Genomic DNA, 18,334 nt, shown 5'->3' with positions numbered 1-18,334 from the left:
GTACAGAACAATTATGTGCGGGATTGTCGGTGGCTACTGGAAGGGTGCAGAGCAGGGCGTGGAGGGAAGGCTAGATGCCGCTCTTCGGCGTATGCATCATCGTGGCCCGGATGATAAGGGCTTCGAGCTGAACAATGCGTCGAACGGCATTGTGGCTCTCGGTCATACTCGGCTTTCGATCATCGACCTGTCGTCTGCTGGCCATCAGCCCATGTATTCCGGGGATGGCCGCTATGCAATCGTGTTCAACGGGGAAATCTACAACTACCGGGAATTGCGCGAGGAGTTGCGCACGACCGGCGTCCAGTTCCATTCCGACTCCGATACGGAAGTCCTGCTCCAGGCCTGGATCGCGTGGGGCGAGCGTTGCCTGGCTCGCCTGCAAGGCATGTTCGCTTTCGTGATCCATGACCGGCATGCCGAAACCCTTACCTGCGTGAGAGATGCCTTTGGCATCAAGCCGTTCTTCTACACCTGGTCACCGGGACGTTTCGCCTTCGCGTCCGAGCTGCCCGCACTGCTCGCGCTGCTGCCGAACAAGCCGAAGGTCGACTGGCAACGCAGTTACGATTATCTGGTCAATGCCGACTACGACAGCCAGGCACGTACCTTCATCGAGGGTACCTACCACCTTCCCCCGGCCCACAAGATGGTGCTGGATCTCAAATCGGGCATGCTCGCGGAGCCAGCGCCCTGGTGGCGGCCAAGCCCGGTCCAGGCGTCTTCGCTGACCTTTGCCCAGGCAACCGAGGCTGTACGCGAGCAGTTCCTGGACAATGTCCGCCTCCACCTGCGAAGCGACGTGCCCCTGGGGGCAGCGCTGTCCGGCGGAATCGACTCGTCCGCGGTCGTATGCGCCATGCGCCATGTGGACCCGGAAAGCCCGATTCACACCTTCAGCTTCATCGCCGACGGGAGTCCGTTGTCCGAAGAACACTGGGTCGACCAGATCAATGCGCACGTCGGGGCAACTCCCCACAAGTTCGTGGCCACCGGTGATGAGCTGGTTCGTGACCTGGATGACATGATCCGGGTACAGGGCGAGCCGTTCGGGAGTACCAGCATCTATGCCCAGTACCGCGTGTTCCAGAAAGCCAAGGAGTCCGGTATCACCGTGACCCTGGATGGCCAGGGCGCCGACGAACTGCTTGCCGGCTATTCGGGATACCCCGGACTACGCCTGCTCAGCCTCCTGGAGAGCGGCCAGGTCGGCGAGGCCATGGCTTTCGCGCGGCGCTGGAGCCAGTGGCCGGGGCGACGCCAGCGTCATGCCTGGATGCACCTGATGCAACTGGTCATGCCTGAATGTCTGTACGACATGGCCAAAGGCGCCATGGGCAACAGCAACTCGCCGGCCTGGCTCAAGGCCGACATGCTCAGGGAGTCCGGCGTCAATCTGCGGGAGGCGCGGCACGGCATGCGCCAGGATGGCCGTGGCCGCCGCGTGATCGAGCGCTTGCTGAGCTCGCTGCGCCACCGTGGGCTGCCCGAACTCCTGCGTCATGCCGACCGCAATTCAATGCGCTTCTCCGTCGAGAGCCGCGTGCCCTTCCTGACGCTGCCCATGGCGGAGCTCCTGCTGGGGCTCCCCGAGCACTACCTGATCTCGCCGGCGGGGGAGACCAAGAGCGTGTTCCGTGCCGCAATGCGCGGGATAGTGCCCGACCATGTCCTCGATCGTAAGGACAAGATCGGTTTCGCGACGCCGGAGAAAGAGTGGCTGATGAATGTGTCGCCGATGATCCGGGAGTGGCTGCGCAGCAGTGAAGAGATACCTTTCCTGCAGCATGCCCGGCTCCTGGAGAGTTTCGACGAGATCATGGCGGGGCGGCGCCCATTCAGCTGGCAGGTGTGGCGCTGGGTCAACTATTGCAGGTGGTACCAAATGGTGAATTGAAGAAACGCTGGTGGGCTCGTTGAGCTTTGTGGAATAGAGGTCGATATGTCGGTTCAGGTATTCAAGTACTTCAGGGCGCAATACGCCGCGACGATATTTTCGCTCGCCTTGCTATTGGGTTATGGCGGCGGGGCGTTGTTCGCATACTTCAGTACTGACAACGGTTATTTTGTCGACCTCGCATTCCTGGCCCTGGTTTCTTCGGTCACCGTTTTCGTCTTTTCAAAGGTTTCGCTGATTCGCGAGCGGATCATCGGGCCCAAGATAATCCTTGGGGTTGGACTGCTGTTTCTCGCCGTCTTCGGCCTGTTTGCCTGCTTTGCCGCGATGGTGCTGGGCACAGCCGAAGGGATTCCGCTGCTTGCCTGGTTCAGCGGCGCCGACCCGGAGACCCTGGTGGTGCTGCGGGAGAAGTTCCTCAAGGCCCGTGAGGGCTGGCAGGCGATCTTCCCCTATATCAATGGCCTGTTCACCGGCGCCCTGATTCCCTACTGCCTGGCCTATTTCTTCCTGGAAAAATTCAAGTGGCGCTGGCTGGCCTTCTTCGCCTTTCTGGCCTACTGCATCGTCTTCATCGAGAAGGTGTTCTTCCTGAAGGCGATGATTCCCTTGCTTTATGTCGCCTTCTGCGTTCGCTCAGGTTCGCTTTCAACATTCGTCTTCGTCGCGTCACTGTGCGTTTCGATCGTGATTTTCCTGGGCGTCGTTTCCGGTTTTGGCAGCGGTATAGAAGAGAGCAGCGGGGACTTCTTCTCCGGCCAGTATCGAGCCGTCGGTACATTGAATTACCTTGCCTGGCGAGCCATTGCCGTACCAATATTCACCGCCGCCGACGCGCTGGCCTATTTTTCCGAAGGATTGCATTCCAACCTCCTGATGGGCGCGACCAGTTCGCTGCTGTCGGCAATCTTCGGGCTTGAAAGGGTCGAATTCGAGCACCTGGTGTTCGCATATCAGTGGGGGCAGACGGAAACGGGTACCGGTTCGGCCAACTCGGTCTATTTCGTGGACGCCTATGTCAATTTCGGGATGATGGGCGTGGTCATGTTTTCCGCGATCATCGGCGTCATATTCAGGATGATCGCCAATAGTGCCGACGAAGCGCTGCACGCCATATGGCCGTTGTTTGCTTTTGGCCTCTACGTTTCCGGCCTGGTCGGAAATCTGGCCAGTAACGGCTTCATTCTGATTTTCCTGTTCTGTGCGATCGTTCAGGTCAGGCACTACAAGACGCGAAGAAGAGATATATCCGGTGGTATGCACGCACCGGCACTCCTGCCAGAAAGCCGATGAGGGGCGGGGAGGGGGGGGAATTCGTGCTGAGTCGGGGCTGATTATCCGCAGTCGATTTCATAGGGACCGCCGGAACGTGGCGCTTCCAGTCAACGCTTTTATGTTTTTGCCGAGGTGTATGTGAAAATCTTGACCATCGTTGGAGCCCGCCCCCAGTTCATCAAGGCCGCTACGGTCAGTCGGGTCATCAGCAAGTCCACGACTTGCTCGGAAGTCATGGTGCATACGGGCCAGCACTTTGACGCGAACATGTCCGACGTGTTCTTCCAGGAGCTGGATATCCCTGAGCCGGCCTACAACCTCGGCGTAGGTGGCGGTACCCACGGCCAGAATACCGGGCGGATGCTTGAAGCCATCGAGACCGTGATGCTCAAGGAGCGCCCCGATGTCACCTTGGTGTACGGCGACACTGACTCCACCCTGGCAGGGGCCCTGGCGGCGGCCAAGATTCACGTTCCGGTGGTGCACGTGGAAGCGGGACTCAGGTCGTTCAACAAGCGGATGCCCGAAGAAATCAATCGGCAATTGACCGATCACATCAGTTCGCTGCTGCTGACGCCCAACAATGTCGCGGTGGAGAATCTCGCCAAGGAAGGAATCGCGGGTCCCCGGGTGCGGAACGTGGGTGACGTCATGTATGACGCGGCACTGTTCTTTGGCGAGAAGGCAGAGCGCACGAGCAGGATTCTCGAGCGGCTGGATCTGGCCTCGAAGGGCTTCGTCCTGGCAACCGTGCACCGTCAGGAAAACACCGACGACGTCAAACGCCTGGGCACGATCCTCGACGGTTTCGCCAGGATGGCGCGCCCTGTGGTACTGCCCCTGCACCCGCGCACCAAGCAGCGGATCGCTTCCTTCGGCTTGCAGGTCCCTGGCAATGTCCAGATCGTGGAGCCCCTCGGCTACATCGACATGGTGATGCTCGAGAAGCATGCGTCCCTGGTCGCGACCGACTCCGGCGGCGTGCAGAAAGAAGCCTATTTCCATGGCGTGCCCTGCCTGACCCTGCGTGATGAAACCGAATGGGTCGAACTTGTCCAGCTGGGCTGGAACACCCTGCTGTCGCCGGGGGCCGGGGACTTCCTGGACAAGGTCGGTGTATTGCCCGCGCCGGGCGTACCGGGCGCCTCTCCCTACGGGAATGGCAACGCCGCCGACCTGGTGATCGACGCTATCGTCGATGCCTTTCGCTGATCTGTTTTCGCCTGGAACATAGCTTCTGATGAATATTCTTGTGATTTCCAGTTACTTCGGGCCGGAAACCTCGGTCGGAGTGCTCAGGATCAATGCCTTCGTCAAGTACTGGTCGCAGCGCGGCCATAAGGTCCATGTAGTGACCATGCCCTACTCGGGCGAGTTGCCGAAAGACCTGAAGGACAACGCCAATGTGACCGTGCATCAGGTGGCACCGTTCTTCATTGGCGGACGGCAGTCCGGAGGCGTGCAGGGATATTCGAAAGGCGCCAAGGGCCGTGTCAGGAAACTGATCAATTTCCAGTACTGGCTGAAACGGAAATTCCTGTCGAACTACCTCGATCCACGCCTGTTGTGGTGGCCCAGGGTCTCCCAGTTCGTCTGCAAGACCCTGGCTCGGGAGATCAAGTTCGATTTCATGATTTCCACCGTGCCTTCCTATACGGCCCACTCCGCCGCGGCTGCGATCAAGTTCTTCAATCGCGATATCCCCTGGGTAGCGGACTACCGGGACCTGTGGTCGGGAAATCCGATCTTTCCGGGTTGCGCGCCGGTCCGCGTCTTCGAGCGCTGGCACGAGAGGCTGGTGCTGCGCAATGCGGACCTGATCGTTTCGATCAATGAGCCATTGATCTCGGAACTCAAGGAACTGCACGGCAACAGGAAGTACCTGGTGGTTCCCAATGGTTTCGATGATCGGGAAGTCGAAGTCTTTCGCAGCATCGAAGTCGAGGGCAAGGCGAGCGGCGTCAACATCGTCTATGCCGGCAGCATTCTCCCAGGCCTGCAGGATCCCACGCCGCTGTTCCAGGCACTCAAGGAACTCGCGCAGGAGGGCAAGATCAGTTCCGGCGACGTGTCGGTGAAGTTCTACGGCGATTATTCGGCGCTGGAGAACTTCCCGTTGGCCTTCGATCCCGTCGTCCAGGGCTACATAGACCTCTGTGGCAAGGTGCCCCGCCAGGAGATCCTGCGCGTTCAGAAGAATGCGGACTTCCTGCTTTTCCTCGGGTCGAAGCCGGTTGCCAGCAACGTCGGTTCTACCACCGGGGTCGTCAGCGGCAAGATATTCGAGTATCTGATTTCCGGTACCGAAGTGATGGCTATCGGCGTCACGGACGACATGCTGGTGGCGGAGATGCTGGACAAGTCCGCGGTCGGTGACCACTACGGATTCGACGTCGCCAAACTCAAGAAACGGGTACTCGACGCGCTGGCCTCCGGAGTGCGCAAGGTCGAACCGAACATGGATTATCTCAACCAATTCCGGCGTAGCGTTCAGGCCGAAAGCCTGATCAGCGAAGTCAACAACATAATGTAGCCGGCCGACGTGAAATTCCTGCTCGTATCCCAGTATTTCTGGCCGGAAAGCTTCATCATCAACGACCTTGTCCGCAAGCTGGTGGAGCAAGGTCATGAAGTGGTAGTCGCTACCGGAAAACCCAACTATCCCAATGGGGATGTCTTCCCCGGCTACACGGCCAAGGGGATTCAACGAGAGCGATTTGCTGAATCGGTCGAACTGCTGCGTGTTCCGCTCTGGCCCAGGGGGCAGGGCGGTGCCTTGAATCTGGCCCTGAACTACCTGTCCTTCGTCGCGACCGGCCTGCTTTGCCTGCCATGGCTCCTGCGTGGGCGGAAGTTCGACGCGATTCTGGTCTTTGCTCCCTCACCGATTACCCAGGTCATACCTGCGATTGCGCTGAAGTGGCTCAAGCGCACGCACCTGGCTGTCTGGGTCCAGGACCTCTGGCCGGAGAGCCTCGCCGCCACGGGGTTCGTGCGCAATCCCAAGGTGCTCAAGGCTGTCGGCTGGATGGTGCGCGGTATTTATGCATGCTGCGACACCCTGCTGATTCAGTCGCGCGCTTTCGCGGACCCGGTTGCGCGATATGCCTGTCGCGAAAAGCTCGTGTACTACCCCAATTCCATTGCCGCAGAGCCTGCGGCGGATACTGCCGAGACGGTGCCGGACGAGCTTTGCCGGGAGTTGGAGCAGAACTTCAGCGTGGTATTCGCCGGCAACATCGGAACCGCCCAGGCCATCGAAACCCTGGTCGGCGCGGCCGAGTTGCTCAGGGCCGAAGAGGGGCTCAGGCTGGTGCTGGTCGGGAGTGGCAGCAAGCTGGACTGGGTCCGCGAGCGGAAGCAGGCGCTCAAGCTGGACAACCTGACGCTGGCCGGGCGTTTCCCGATGTCGGCGATGCCGCATATATTCGAGCGGGCCTCAGCGCTGCTGGTTTCGCTGCGGGACGAAGAGATTTTCGCGTATACCATTCCGAGCAAGGTGCAGGCCTATCTCGCCGCCGGTCGGCCGGTGATCGCCTCGTTGCGCGGCGAGGGTGCCCGTGTGGTCGAAGAGGCAGGAGCGGGCAGGATATGCGAGCCGGAAAATGCGCGGGCCCTGGCGGACAGCATCCTGGCGCTCAAGGCGATGACGCCGGCGGAGCGAGAGGCTGCAGGCCTGTCAGGGCGGGCTTATTTCAATGAACATTTCGACATGGATCGGCAGGTGAAGCGACTGGTGGAGATCCTCGGGTCGCGAGCAACCGAAGCAGGGGGCGTTTGAGAGATGAAAGTGCTGGTTCTGGGTGTTACCGGCATGCTTGGGCATGACGTATTCAAGGTGCTGGGCGAGGCTCAAGGGCTCGAGGTCTGGGGGACCTTGCGCAGCGCCGGGGCGCTGCGCCATTTCAACGATGACCAGCGGCAGCGGTTGCTGACCGGGGTGGACGTCCTCGATCAGGACGGACTGGTCAATGCGCTGGCGCGCGTGCAGCCCGATGTGGTGGTCAACTGCGTCGGCCTGATCAAGCAACTGGCCGATGCCAAGGACCCTCTGTCGGCGTTGCCGATCAACGCCATGCTGCCGCACCGGCTGGCCAAGCTCTGCCAATTGCTGGGGGCGCGGCTGATCCACGTGAGCACCGATTGCGTGTTCTCCGGTCGCAAGGGCATGTACGCGGAATCCGACCTTTCGGACGCCGAGGACCTCTACGGCAAGTCGAAGTACATCGGTGAATTGCATGATCTGCCGCACGCCATCACCCTGCGGACTTCGATCATCGGCCATGAACTGGGAAGCAATTTCGCCCTGGTCGACTGGTTCCTGTCCCAGGAGGGGCGGGTCAAGGGTTATCGCAAGGCCATCTTCTCCGGCCTGCCCACAGTGGAACTGGCGCGGGTGATTCGCGACCACGTGATTCCCGCACCGCAATTGAGCGGGCTCTACCACGTGTCGGTGGACCCGATCGACAAGTACACCCTGCTCAACCTGGTTGCCCAGGTGTATGGCAAGGAGATCGAAATAGTGGGTGACGATCAGGTGGAGATCGATCGCTCTCTGGATTCTTCGCGATTTCGCAGAGACACGGGCTATACGCCGCAGGCCTGGCCCGAACTTATCAAGCTGATGCGCGATCAGCGTTGAATCATTTCATATTGAATTCTGGTGGTTGATTATGTTTGACGACAAGATCCTGATGATTACCGGTGGTACCGGTTCTTTCGGCAATACGGTGTTGAAGCGTTTCCTGGATACCAACGTGAAGGAAATCCGGGTGTTCAGCCGTGACGAGAAGAAACAGGAAGACATGCGCATCGCCCTGGCGAACGACAAGGTCAAGTTCTTCATCGGTGATGTTCGCGACTACGACAGCCTGGCCAATGCGATGGTCGGAGTGGATTACATTTTCCACGCCGCGGCCCTGAAGCAGGTTCCCTCCTGCGAGTTCTATCCAATGGAGGCAGTCAAGACCAACGTGATCGGCACCGAAAACGTGCTGAATGCGGCGGTCGCCAATGGCGTGAAGCGCGTTGTGGTCCTCAGCACCGACAAGGCGGTCTACCCGATCAATGCCATGGGCATCTCCAAGGCGATGGCGGAGAAGCTGATGGTCGCCAAATCGCGGATCATTCCCGAGAGAGGCCCGGTCATCTGCGCCACGCGCTATGGCAACGTCATGGCGTCGCGCGGCTCGGTGATCCCGCTGTTCATCGACCAGTTGAAGTCGGGTGAACCCCTCACCGTGACCGATCCGAACATGACGCGTTTCCTGATGTCGCTGGAAGACTCGGTGGACCTGGTGCTGCACGCATTCGAGCATGCCCAGCAGGGCGATATCTTCGTGCAGAAGGCGCCCGCCTCGACGGTGGCCGACCTGGCCCAGGCCCTCAAGGAACTGTTCGCCCGCGACAACCCGGTGAAGGTGATCGGCACCCGGCATGGCGAGAAGCTCTACGAGTCGCTCATTTCCCGTGAGGAGATGGCCAAAGCCGAGGACATGGGGCGTTACTACCGGATTCCGGCCGACAACCGCGACCTCAACTACAAGAAGTACTTCGTCGAGGGGGAAACCCATATATCCGAACTGGATGACTACACCTCGCACAACACCGAGCGCCTCGATGTGCCCGGTATCAAAGAGGTGCTGCTGAAGCTCGACTACATCCAGGAGGAACTCGATGCTTAAGGTGATGACCCTGGTCGGTACTCGGCCCGAACTGATCAAGATGAGCCGTGTGATCGCGGAACTGGACAAGCAGGTGCAGCATGTCCTGGTGCACTCCGGCCAGAACTACGACTACGAGCTCAACCAGGTCTTCTTCGATGACCTGGAAATCCGCAAGCCGGACCACTTCCTCGGGGCGGCGGGCGAAACCGCGGCGAAGACCATCGCCGAGGTGATTTCCAAGGCCGATGAAGTCCTGGACCTGGAGAAACCCGACGCGCTGCTGCTCTACGGCGATACCAACACCTGCCTGGCGGTCATCGCCGCCAAGCGCCGCAAGATCCCGGTATTCCACATGGAAGCGGGTAACCGCTGTTTCGACCAGCGGGTTCCCGAGGAACTCAATCGCAAGGTCCTCGACCACCTGAGCGATATCAACATGGTCCTGACCGAGCATGCCCGGCGCTACCTGATCGCCGAGGGGATCCGCCCCGAGACGATCATCAAGACCGGCTCGCACATGGAGGAAGTGCTCGACTACTACATGCCTCGTATCCAGGCATCGGACGTGCTGTCGAGAGAGGGGCTCGAGGAGGGCCGGTTCTTCATTGTCAGCACCCACCGCGAAGAGAACGTCGACACCCCGGAAAACCTGCGCGACCTGCTCGAGACCCTGCGGGCACTGGCCGACACCTACCAGTACCCGATCATCGTCTCCACGCACCCGCGTACCCGCAAGCGCCTGGAGGCCCTCGGGGACTCGCTCGACCATCCGCTCATCCGATTCATGAAGCCGTTTGGGCTGCTCGACTACATCAAGTTGCAGATGTCGGCGTTCTGCGTGCTCTCCGATAGCGGCACCATCACCGAGGAAGCGTCGCTGCTGAACCTGCCGGCCATCACCATCCGCAACGCCCATGAGCGCCCGGAAGGCATGGACGAAGGCACCCTGATCATGAGTGGCCTCAAATCCGAGCGGGTCCTGGATGCCGTGCGAGTGGTGACGAGCCAACATGACCGCAATGCCCGGGTCATTCCGGTGGTCAGGGACTACCAGGCGGGCCCGGTGTCCAAGCAGGTCGTGAGGGTCGTCTTGAGCTACACCGACTACATCAACCGCACAGTCTGGTCAAAGGCTCCGCAGTAGAGGGATGGTGATGCGAGTTTTGTTGACCGGAGCGACGGGCTTCGTCGGTCGGGCCGTATTGGAGAAGCTGGTTGCCCAGGCTGGGCGCCAGGTGGTCGTGGCCGCCCGTCGTCCGATCTCGTCGACGGCTGCGGTCTCGACGGTGCCGATAGCCGGCATCGACGGCAGCACCCACTGGCGTGAGGCCGTCGAGGGAGTCGAGGTCGTGATCCATTCGGCGGCGCGTGTCCATGTGATGAACGAAGCCGCCGCGGACCCCTTGAGCGAGTTCCGCAAAGTCAACGTCGAGGGCACGCTTCACCTGGCGCGTGAAGCCGCGCGGGCAGGAGCCCGGCGTTTCGTCTTTGTCAGCTCGATCAAGGTGAATGGCGAGGGCACGGCTCCCGGCAGGCCCTACCAGGCGGACGATGAGCCCGCTCCGGCCGATCCCTATGGCATCTCGAAGCAGGAGGCCGAGCAGCAGCTCAAGGCACTGGCGGTCGAGACGGGCATGGAGGTGGTCATCATTCGGCCACCGCTGGTATATGGTCCGGGGGTCAAGGCCAACTTCCTGAACATGATGCGCTGGCTGAACAAAGGCGTTCCGCTGCCGCTCGGTTCGATCGACAACCGGCGCAGCCTGGTGGCACTGGACAATCTGGTCGACCTCATCGTGACCTGCGTCGATCATCCCGCAGCGGCCAACCAGACGTTTCTCGTAAGTGATGGCGAAGACCTGTCGACCAGCGAGCTACTGCGGCGCATGGCCCGGGCCCTGGGCAAGCCGGCGCGACTGCTGCCGGTGCCGGTGTGGCTGCTGGAGTCTGCGGCGGCACTACTCGGCAAGCGGGCCTTCTCCAACAGGTTGTGCGGATCCCTGCAGGTGGATATCGGCAAGACCCGCTCGCTGCTGGGGTGGACCCCGCCCGTTGGCGTTGATGAGGCGCTGCGAAAGGTCGCCAAGCATTTCATGGATATCGAATCGAAATGATTATCTGGTGGTTTCTGCCGGCTCTGGTTCTCGGCTCTCTCGTTCTTACTGGCGGATTGCGCCGCTACGCACTGGCCAGGCAATTGATGGACATCCCGAACGCGCGCAGTTCCCATTCGGTGCCCACGCCCAGGGGTGGGGGCGTGGCGATCGTGGTCAGTTTCCTCATCGCGGTACCGACACTTTGCCTTGCCGGGGTCCTGGACTCGGCGACAGCCTTGGCGTTGTTCGGCGCCGGTGCCTGGGTCGCCCTGGTCGGATTTCTCGATGATCATGGGCATATCGCGGCACGTTGGCGACTGCTTGCCCATTTCATCGGTGCAGGATGGGTGCTCTGGCTGGTCGATGGCCTGCCCGTGCTCAGCGTGTTCGGGCTCAGCCTGGACCTTGGCGTGCTCGGCTACGTGCTGGGCAGCCTATACCTGGTCTGGCTGCTGAACCTCTACAACTTCATGGACGGGATCGATGGGATCGCCAGCGTCGAGGCGATCTGCGTCTGCCTGGGTGGTGCCTTGCTCTACTACCTGCTTGGCCAGCCGCAAGCCATGGTCGTTCCGCTGTTCCTGGCAGCGGCCGTCTGCGGCTTCCTGTTCTGGAACTTCCCGCCTGCCCGGATCTTCATGGGCGATGCTGGCAGCGGTTTCCTCGGCATCACCCTGGGCGCGCTGTCGCTGCAGGCCGCCTGGCTCGACCCGAAACTGCTCTGGGCCTGGTTGATCCTGCTGGGAGTCTTCATCGTCGATGCCACCTGGACCCTGATGCGCCGCCTGCTCCGTGGGGACAAGGTCTACGAGGCGCACCGCAGCCACGCTTACCAGTATGCTTCCAGGTCCTGTGGGCGGCATTTGCCGGTGACCCTGGTCGTAGGTGCGATCAATCTGTTCTGGTTGCTACCCTGGGCCTGTGGCGTGGCGATGGGAACGATCGACGGCGCTCTGGCGCTTGCCGTTTCGTACGTGCCACTCGTCGGTCTGGCGATCCGCTTCAACGCCGGCAAGCAAGAGGTCAAGGTGTAAGCCTGGTGAGCAACGTCCGGCGGGGCAGTTCCAATGTCCGCGGACGCTTCTCTCTGGTGGATTGCTTGCTAGGATTGAAACGGATCGAGTGCCGATTCTGATTGAATATGCGGCCTGATTGGGTCAAGACGGGAAAAGGAACCCTCAATTATGTTGCGCGAATGGCTGTTGCGGCTTCCTCGTCGATACAAGCGCCTGTTGCAGGTTACGGTAGACGTGCTGCTCGTCTGGGGAGCACTGTGGTTTGCTTTTGTCGTGCGTCTGGGCACCGATGAACTTGTGCATCCGCTGGCCGGGCACGCCTGGTTGTTCATTCTCGCCCCAGTGGTTTCGATTCCTCTGTTCATCCGCTTCGGCATGTACAGGGCGGTAATGCGCTACTTCGGCAACGACGCGCTGATCACTATCGCCAAGGCTGTGACGCTCTCGGCTTTGCTTCTGGCGCTGGCGATCTACTGGTACCGTGGCGCGCCCGAGGTGATTCCGCGTTCGCTGGTCTTCAATTACTGGTGGCTGAGCCTGGTGATGGTGGGTGGGCTCCGCCTGGTCATGCGCCAGTATTTCCTGGGTGACTGGTTTTCCGCCGCGCGGCAGATGCCGTTCGTCAACGTCCAGGACGGACTGCCCCGTGTTGCCGTCTATGGCGCGGGCGCTGCGGGTAACCAACTGGTTGCGGCACTGCGGATGGGGCGAGCCATGCGTCCGGTGGCGTTCATCGACGACGACAGCAGCATCGCGACCCGGACCATCGCGGGCCTGGAGGTGTTCAAGCCGAAGCATATCCAGCAGATGATCGAGCAGACCGGCGCCCAGGAAGTCCTCCTGGCGATACCGTCAGCCTCCCGTGAGCGCCGGCGCAGCATACTGGCCAACCTTGAGCGTTATCCACTGCATGTTCGCAGTATCCCCGGCTTCATGGACCTGGCCAGCGGCAGGGTGAAGGTGGATGACATTCAGGAGGTCGATATCGCCGACCTGCTGGGCCGTGACGCGGTGCCGCCCCGCAAGGAGCTTTTCGAGCGTTGCATCCGTGATCAGGTGGTCATGGTGACCGGTGCCGGGGGGTCCATCGGTTCGGAGCTATGTCGCCAGATCCTGAGCTGCGGTCCGCGGACCCTGATTCTCTTCGAGCACAGCGAGTTCAACCTGTACAACATTCAGATTGAGCTTGAGCGTCGCATCTCCCGAGAGTCACATAGCATCCATCTCGTCCCCATCCTTGGATCGGTGCGTAATCTGGCGCGTCTGCACGATGTGATGCTGACCTGGCGCGTGGACACCGTTTATCACGCGGCAGCGTACAAACACGTTCCTATCGTCGAGCACAATATTGCCGAAGGCGTTCTCAACAACGTCATGGGGACGCTCTACACCGCGCAGGCGGCGATCAAGGCGGGTGTCGATAATTTTGTGCTGATCTCGACGGACAAAGCCGTTCGGCCGACCAATGTCATGGGGGGAACCAAGCGTCTCTCGGAAATGGTGCTGCAGGCCTTGAGCCGGGAGTCGGCGCCCGTCCTGATAGGGGAGGACGCTTCCATTCACCGGGTCAACAAGACCCGTTTCACCATGGTCCGCTTCGGCAATGTCCTGGGGTCCTCCGGCTCGGTGATCCCGCTGTTCCGCGAACAGATCAAGCGTGGCGGCCCGGTTACCGTGACCCATCCCAATATCACGCGCTACTTCATGACCATTCCTGAAGCTGCCCAGTTGGTAATCCAGGCGGGTTCGATGGGGCAGGGGGGCGACGTGTTCGTGCTGGATATGGGGCAGCCGGTGAAGATTGCCGAGCTTGCGGAGAAGATGGTTCACCTGTCCGGTCTGACCGTTCGCACGGAGAAGAATCCCAATGGTGACATCGCCATTGAGTTCACTGGCTTGCGACCGGGGGAGAAGCTCTATGAGGAGCTGCTGATCGGTGACAATGTGAACCCAACCGAGCATCCGATGATCATGCGGGCCAACGAAGAGCATCTGCCCTGGGACGTGTTCAAGCGCACGCTGGCCGAACTTTTCGCTGCAGTCGACTGTGACGACTATGATCGCGTGCGCCAACTCCTACGCGAGACCGTCAACGGATACACCCCAGAAGAGGAAATTGTTGACTGGATCCATCAACAGCGCCGCATTGAGCCTTGCAGCTCCAGGCATTAGTTTGTGAAGGGCGGTTAAGGAAGTACCGCCCTTCCCCTTACTGATGACAAGGAGTGTTCATGATGTTGCGCGTTCGTTTTGCCTCGCTGTTGCTTGCCCTCTGTACGCTCTTCCTTGGATTTGGCCAAGTGGCGGTTGCTGCGCAGAAGGAGGCAGCGACTGCTGTCGCCAGTGCGGAGCAGCAGACCGGCAAGATCAATATCAACTCGGCCGATGCGGCTACCTTGCAGGATCAGATGATCGGCATTGGCGAAACCAAGGCCAAGGCAATCATCCAGTACCGAGAGGAGAATGGTCCGTTTTCCTCGGTAGACGAACTCCTCGAGGTCAAGGGCATTGGTGCCAAGACCCTTGAGAAGAATCGCGAGAAACTCAGCGTGGAGTAAAGCTTCAAGGCGTACGAAAGCCGGCCGATATGGCCGGCTTTTTTATTGCTTGTGGGAGTGTCGATGATGCTTGGTGGTGTTTGTTGGCGGCAGCCATAGATCGCTCTGGCGCTAACGGCCAGGACTTAAGCCTGCGCGGGGTGCCGGATTCGACGGCGCCAGCCGAACGCGCTTCAGCGCGGCCCCGAAGGGGTGAGGGCCGAAGGCCCGAATAACCTGGGACGAAGTCCCTGGTGAGAGTCCAGCGCATAAAGAAAAAGCCCCCGGCATGTGCCGAGGGCTTTCGAATTGGCTCCGCGACCTGGACTCGAACCAGGGACCCAATGATTAACAGTCATTTGCTCTACCGACTGAGCTATCGCGGATCGGATGCGCGTATCTTACTGATTAGAAAGGAGAAGTCAAGCGTCTGCTTGAACTTCTCCAAATTCCTTTCAGAGAACCTGGGCGATGGCGCGGGTAATGGTTTCCAGGTTGCTGTTGTTCAGTGCAGCTACACAGATACGGCCGGTGCTGACCGCGTAGATGCCGAACTCGTTCTTCAGGCGTTCCACCTGCTCGGCGGTCAGGCCGGAGTAGGAGAACATGCCGCGTTGGCGAGCCACGAAACTGAAGTCACGCTTGGTGCCGGCGAGGTGCTCGACCATGGCCAGGCGCATGGCGTGAATGCGGGTGCGCATTTCGCCCAGTTCCGCTTCCCACATGGCGCGCAGTTCGGGGCTGTTGAGCACCGAAGCGACCACGGTGGCGCCATGGGTCGGCGGGTTGGAGTAGTTGGTGCGGATCACGCGCTTGACCTGGGACAGCACGCGGCCGGCTTCTTCCTTCGAGCTGGTCACCACGGACAGGGCACCAACGCGCTCGCCGTAGAGCGAGAAGGACTTGGAGAAGGAGCTGGATACGAAGAACTGCAGACCCGATTCGGCGAACAGGCGTACCGCGAAGGCATCCTGGTCGATGCCTTCGCCGAAGCCCTGGTAGGCGATGTCGAGGAAGGGCACGTGCTCGCGCTCGCGCAGCACTTCCAGGACGGCTTTCCAATCATCCAGGCCGAGGTCCACGCCGGTGGGGTTGTGGCAGCAGGCGTGGAGGACCACGATGGAGCGAGCGGGCAGGGCCTTGAGGTCTTCCAGCAGGCCGGTGCGGTTCACGCCATTGGTGGCCGCGTCGTAGTAGCGGTAGTTCTGCACCGGGAAGCCGGCGGACTCGAACAGCGCGCGGTGGTTTTCCCAGCTCGGATCGCTGATGGCGACGACGGCGTTGGGCAGCAGGCGCTTGAGGAAGTCGGCGCCGGTCTTCAGCGCGCCGGTACCGCCCACGGCCTGGGTAGTGACCACGCGGCCCTGTGCCAGCAGTTCGGAGTCGGCGCCGAACAGCAGCTTCTGCACGGCCTGGTCGTAGGCGGCGATGCCTTCGATCGGCAGGTAGCCGCGCGGGGCATGGGCTTCGATGCGGGCCTTTTCCGCTTCAGCTACAGCACGCAGGAGCGGGATGCGGCCCTCCTCGTTGTAGTAGACGCCCACGCCCAGGTTGATCTTGGTGGCGCGGGGGTCGGCGTTGAACGCTTCGTTGAGACCCAGGATGGGGTCGCGCGGAGCCATTTCGACGGCAGAAAACAGACTCATGATGCGGCAGCTCGGAGGAGGAAGGTGAGGATGGGATGCAACCCCGAACGATGTGCGCTAGGGGTTGCGCAATCGGGCCGGTATTATAGCGGCCCAGACAGCCTGCGGCGATATCGCGCGCAAGCTTTCCGCCAGGTATGACGCCCGTACTGCGCAGGTGTCACATCCAAAGTCGAGGTCAGCATGTCGGAGTTCCAGCTTGTCACCCGCTTCAAGCCCGCCGGCGACCAGCCGGAGGCCATTCGCCAGATGGTGGAAGGGCTGGAGGCCGGCCTTTCGCACCAGACCTTGCTGGGTGTGACGGGGTCGGGGAAGACCTTCAGCATTGCCAACGTGATTTCCCAGGTTCAGCGTCCTACGCTGGTTCTGGCACCGAACAAGACCCTGGCGGCCCAGCTTTACGGCGAGTTCCGGTCCTTCTTCCCGAACAATTCGGTCGAGTACTTCGTGTCGTACTACGACTACTACCAGCCGGAAGCCTACGTACCGTCCTCCGATACCTATATCGAGAAGGACGCCTCGATCAACGACCACATCGAGCAGATGCGCCTCTCGGCAACCAAGGCCCTGCTGGAGCGGCCGGATGCCATCATTGTCGCCACCGTGTCGTCCATCTATGGCCTGGGCGACCCGGCGTCCTACCTGAAGATGGTGTTGCACATCGACCGCGGAGACCGTCTTGACCAGCGCAGCCTGTTGCGACGCCTGGCGGAGCTGCAGTACACCCGCAACGACATGGATTTCGCGCGCGCCACCTTTCGGGTTCGCGGCGATGTCATCGATATCTTCCCGGCGGAATCTGACCTGGAAGCCATTCGTGTCGAGCTGTTCGACGACGAAGTGGAAAGCCTGGCGGCCTTCGACCCGCTCACCGGGGAGGTCATCCGCAAGCTGCCGCGCTTCACCTTCTATCCCAAGAGCCACTATGTGACGCCCCGCGAGGTTCTGCTGGAGGCGGTGGACCAGATCAAGGAGGAGCTGAAGGAACGCCTGGAACAGCTGCGGGCCGCCAACAAGCTGGTGGAAGCCCAGCGGCTGGAACAACGGACCCGCTTCGACCTGGAGATGATCCTCGAGCTGGGCTACTGCAACGGCATCGAGAACTATTCCCGCTACCTCTCCGGCCGCGCCGCGGGCGAGGCGCCACCGACGCTCTACGACTATCTGCCGGCCAACTCGCTGCTGGTGATCGACGAATCCCACGTCACGGTTCCCCAGGTCGGCGCCATGTTCAAGGGCGACCGTTCACGCAAGGAAACCCTGGTGGAATACGGCTTCCGCCTGCCCTCGGCGCTGGATAACCGTCCCTTGCGCTTCGACGAGTGGGAGGCCATCAGCCCGCAGACCATCTTTGTGTCGGCCACGCCCGGTCCCTACGAGGGTGAGCATGCCGGGCGGGTGATCGAACAGGTGGTGCGGCCCACCGGACTGGTCGACCCGGAAGTGGAAGTGCGTCCGGCCACCACCCAGGTGGACGATCTGCTCTCGGAAATCCGCAAGCGCGTCGCCGTCGAGGAGCGGGTGCTGGTCACCACCCTGACCAAGCGCATGGCCGAGGACCTGACCGATTATCTGGCTGACCACGACGTCAAGGTGCGCTACCTGCACTCGGACATCGATACCGTCGAGCGCGTGGAGATCATCCGCGACCTGCGCACCGGTGCGTTCGACGTGCTGGTGGGCATCAACCTGCTGCGCGAAGGCCTGGACATGCCGGAAGTGTCCCTGGTGGCCATCCTCGATGCGGACAAGGAGGGCTTTCTGCGCTCCGAGCGCTCGCTGATCCAGACCATTGGCCGCGCTGCGCGCAACCTCAACGGCAAGGCGATCCTCTACGCAGACAACGTCACGGGCTCCATGCAGCGGGCCCTTGGCGAGACCGAGCGGCGCCGTGACAAGCAGATGGCCTTCAACGAAGCCCACGGCATCGTGCCCAAAGGAGTCAAGAAGGACATCCAGGACATCCTCGAAGGTGCCACCGTGCCCGGCTCGCGCAGCAACAAGCGCAAGGCCATGGCCAAGGCGGCGGAGGAGAGCGCCCGCTACGAGGCCGAGCTGCGTTCGCCGAGTGAGATCACCAAGCGTATTCGCCAGATGGAAGAAAAGATGTTCCAGCTGGCCCGGGACCTGGAGTTCGAAGCCGCAGCGCAACTGCGCGACGAAATCCAGAAGTTGCGGGAGCGCTTGCTTCAGCTCTGAAA

Annotated in this window: 14 protein-coding genes and 1 tRNA gene; 13 read left to right on the top strand and 2 right to left on the bottom strand. The window is 61.1% G+C overall.

The genetic code is table 11. The features are described from left to right. The first annotated feature begins 13 nt into the window (after positions 1-13). From asnB to ACFW0H_RS13720, 12 genes are all read left to right on the top strand, one after another. Complete coding sequence (asnB, locus tag ACFW0H_RS13775; RefSeq protein ID WP_422914449.1) at positions 14-1,897, top strand: asparagine synthase (glutamine-hydrolyzing); 1,884 nt, start codon at positions 14-16, stop codon at positions 1,895-1,897. Positions 1,898-1,942: 45 nt separating this feature from the next. Continuing rightward, positions 1,943-3,190, top strand: a complete 1,248-nt coding sequence (locus ACFW0H_RS13770; RefSeq protein WP_422914448.1) for a hypothetical protein — start codon at positions 1,943-1,945, stop codon at positions 3,188-3,190. A 120-nt stretch (positions 3,191-3,310) separates the two neighbouring features. After that, a complete protein-coding gene (gene wecB / locus ACFW0H_RS13765) occupies positions 3,311-4,384 on the top strand; it encodes a non-hydrolyzing UDP-N-acetylglucosamine 2-epimerase (protein WP_422914447.1) in 1,074 nt (357 codons plus the stop codon). Positions 4,385-4,412: 28 nt separating this feature from the next. Then, positions 4,413-5,705 carry a glycosyltransferase gene (locus tag ACFW0H_RS13760; RefSeq protein ID WP_422914446.1) on the top strand — a complete coding sequence of 431 codons (1,293 nt, stop codon included), beginning with the start codon at positions 4,413-4,415 and terminating at the stop codon, positions 5,703-5,705. A 9-nt stretch (positions 5,706-5,714) separates the two neighbouring features. Then, positions 5,715-6,953 carry a glycosyltransferase family 4 protein gene (locus tag ACFW0H_RS13755; protein WP_422914445.1) on the top strand — a complete coding sequence of 413 codons (1,239 nt, stop codon included), beginning with the start codon at positions 5,715-5,717 and terminating at the stop codon, positions 6,951-6,953. Positions 6,954-6,956: 3 nt separating this feature from the next. Beyond that, positions 6,957-7,814, top strand: coding sequence for a dTDP-4-dehydrorhamnose reductase family protein (locus ACFW0H_RS13750; protein ID WP_422914444.1), 858 nt, complete (start codon positions 6,957-6,959; stop codon positions 7,812-7,814). Between the two features lie 31 nt (positions 7,815-7,845). Then, positions 7,846-8,856 carry a polysaccharide biosynthesis protein gene (locus ACFW0H_RS13745; RefSeq protein ID WP_422914443.1) on the top strand — a complete coding sequence of 337 codons (1,011 nt, stop codon included), beginning with the start codon at positions 7,846-7,848 and terminating at the stop codon, positions 8,854-8,856. Continuing rightward, entirely contained in the window at positions 8,849-9,982 is a 1,134-nt protein-coding gene (wecB, locus tag ACFW0H_RS13740; protein WP_422914442.1) for a non-hydrolyzing UDP-N-acetylglucosamine 2-epimerase, read from the top strand. The genes ACFW0H_RS13745 and wecB (ACFW0H_RS13740) overlap by 8 nt, the downstream gene beginning before the upstream one ends. A gap of 4 nt (positions 9,983-9,986) precedes the next feature. Beyond that, a complete protein-coding gene (locus ACFW0H_RS13735) occupies positions 9,987-10,952 on the top strand; it encodes a UDP-glucose 4-epimerase family protein (RefSeq protein WP_422914441.1) in 966 nt (321 codons plus the stop codon). Continuing rightward, entirely contained in the window at positions 10,949-11,968 is a 1,020-nt protein-coding gene (locus tag ACFW0H_RS13730; protein WP_422914440.1) for an MraY family glycosyltransferase, read from the top strand. The genes ACFW0H_RS13735 and ACFW0H_RS13730 overlap by 4 nt, the downstream gene beginning before the upstream one ends. 150 nt (positions 11,969-12,118) lie before the next feature. Continuing rightward, positions 12,119-14,122, top strand: coding sequence for a polysaccharide biosynthesis protein (locus ACFW0H_RS13725; protein ID WP_422914439.1), 2,004 nt, complete (start codon positions 12,119-12,121; stop codon positions 14,120-14,122). A 62-nt stretch (positions 14,123-14,184) separates the two neighbouring features. Continuing rightward, positions 14,185-14,508, top strand: a complete 324-nt coding sequence (locus ACFW0H_RS13720; protein WP_422914514.1) for a ComEA family DNA-binding protein — start codon at positions 14,185-14,187, stop codon at positions 14,506-14,508. A gap of 289 nt (positions 14,509-14,797) precedes the next feature. Here ACFW0H_RS13720 and ACFW0H_RS13715 read toward each other — a convergent pair. Next, a tRNA-Asn gene (locus ACFW0H_RS13715) sits at positions 14,798-14,873 on the bottom strand. A gap of 69 nt (positions 14,874-14,942) precedes the next feature. Beyond that, positions 14,943-16,133: an amino acid aminotransferase gene (locus ACFW0H_RS13710; protein WP_422914438.1), complete on the bottom strand. Its 1,191-nt coding sequence runs from the start codon at positions 16,131-16,133 to the stop codon at positions 14,943-14,945. A 183-nt stretch (positions 16,134-16,316) separates the two neighbouring features. Between ACFW0H_RS13710 and uvrB the strand changes: the two genes are divergently transcribed. Next, positions 16,317-18,332, top strand: coding sequence for an excinuclease ABC subunit UvrB (gene uvrB, locus ACFW0H_RS13705; protein ID WP_422914437.1), 2,016 nt, complete (start codon positions 16,317-16,319; stop codon positions 18,330-18,332). The last annotated feature ends 2 nt before the right edge of the window (positions 18,333-18,334 follow it).

The organism is Metapseudomonas cellulosilytica, from assembly GCF_049334135.1.
Classification (GTDB): domain Bacteria; phylum Pseudomonadota; class Gammaproteobacteria; order Pseudomonadales; family Pseudomonadaceae; genus Metapseudomonas.
This window is presented reverse-complemented; position numbering and strand designations above follow the sequence as displayed.

Excerpts from the sequence above, each read along its gene's own strand:
- ACFW0H_RS13710 (WP_422914438.1), bottom strand. The coding sequence starts at position 16,133 with ATGAGTCTGTTTTCTGCCGTCGAAATGGCTCCGCGCGACCCCATCCTG.
- ACFW0H_RS13730 (WP_422914440.1), top strand. The coding sequence starts at position 10,949 with ATGATTATCTGGTGGTTTCTGCCGGCTCTGGTTCTCGGCTCTCTCGTT.
- ACFW0H_RS13770 (WP_422914448.1), top strand. The coding sequence starts at position 1,943 with ATGTCGGTTCAGGTATTCAAGTACTTCAGGGCGCAATACGCCGCGACG.
- ACFW0H_RS13735 (WP_422914441.1), top strand. The coding sequence starts at position 9,987 with ATGGTGATGCGAGTTTTGTTGACCGGAGCGACGGGCTTCGTCGGTCGG.
- ACFW0H_RS13745 (WP_422914443.1), top strand. The coding sequence starts at position 7,846 with ATGTTTGACGACAAGATCCTGATGATTACCGGTGGTACCGGTTCTTTC.
- ACFW0H_RS13750 (WP_422914444.1), top strand. The coding sequence starts at position 6,957 with ATGAAAGTGCTGGTTCTGGGTGTTACCGGCATGCTTGGGCATGACGTA.
- uvrB (WP_422914437.1), top strand. The coding sequence starts at position 16,317 with ATGTCGGAGTTCCAGCTTGTCACCCGCTTCAAGCCCGCCGGCGACCAG.
- wecB (WP_422914442.1), top strand. The coding sequence starts at position 8,849 with ATGCTTAAGGTGATGACCCTGGTCGGTACTCGGCCCGAACTGATCAAG.
- ACFW0H_RS13720 (WP_422914514.1), top strand. The coding sequence starts at position 14,185 with ATGTTGCGCGTTCGTTTTGCCTCGCTGTTGCTTGCCCTCTGTACGCTC.
- ACFW0H_RS13725 (WP_422914439.1), top strand. The coding sequence starts at position 12,119 with ATGTTGCGCGAATGGCTGTTGCGGCTTCCTCGTCGATACAAGCGCCTG.
- asnB (WP_422914449.1), top strand. The coding sequence starts at position 14 with ATGTGCGGGATTGTCGGTGGCTACTGGAAGGGTGCAGAGCAGGGCGTG.
- ACFW0H_RS13760 (WP_422914446.1), top strand. The coding sequence starts at position 4,413 with ATGAATATTCTTGTGATTTCCAGTTACTTCGGGCCGGAAACCTCGGTC.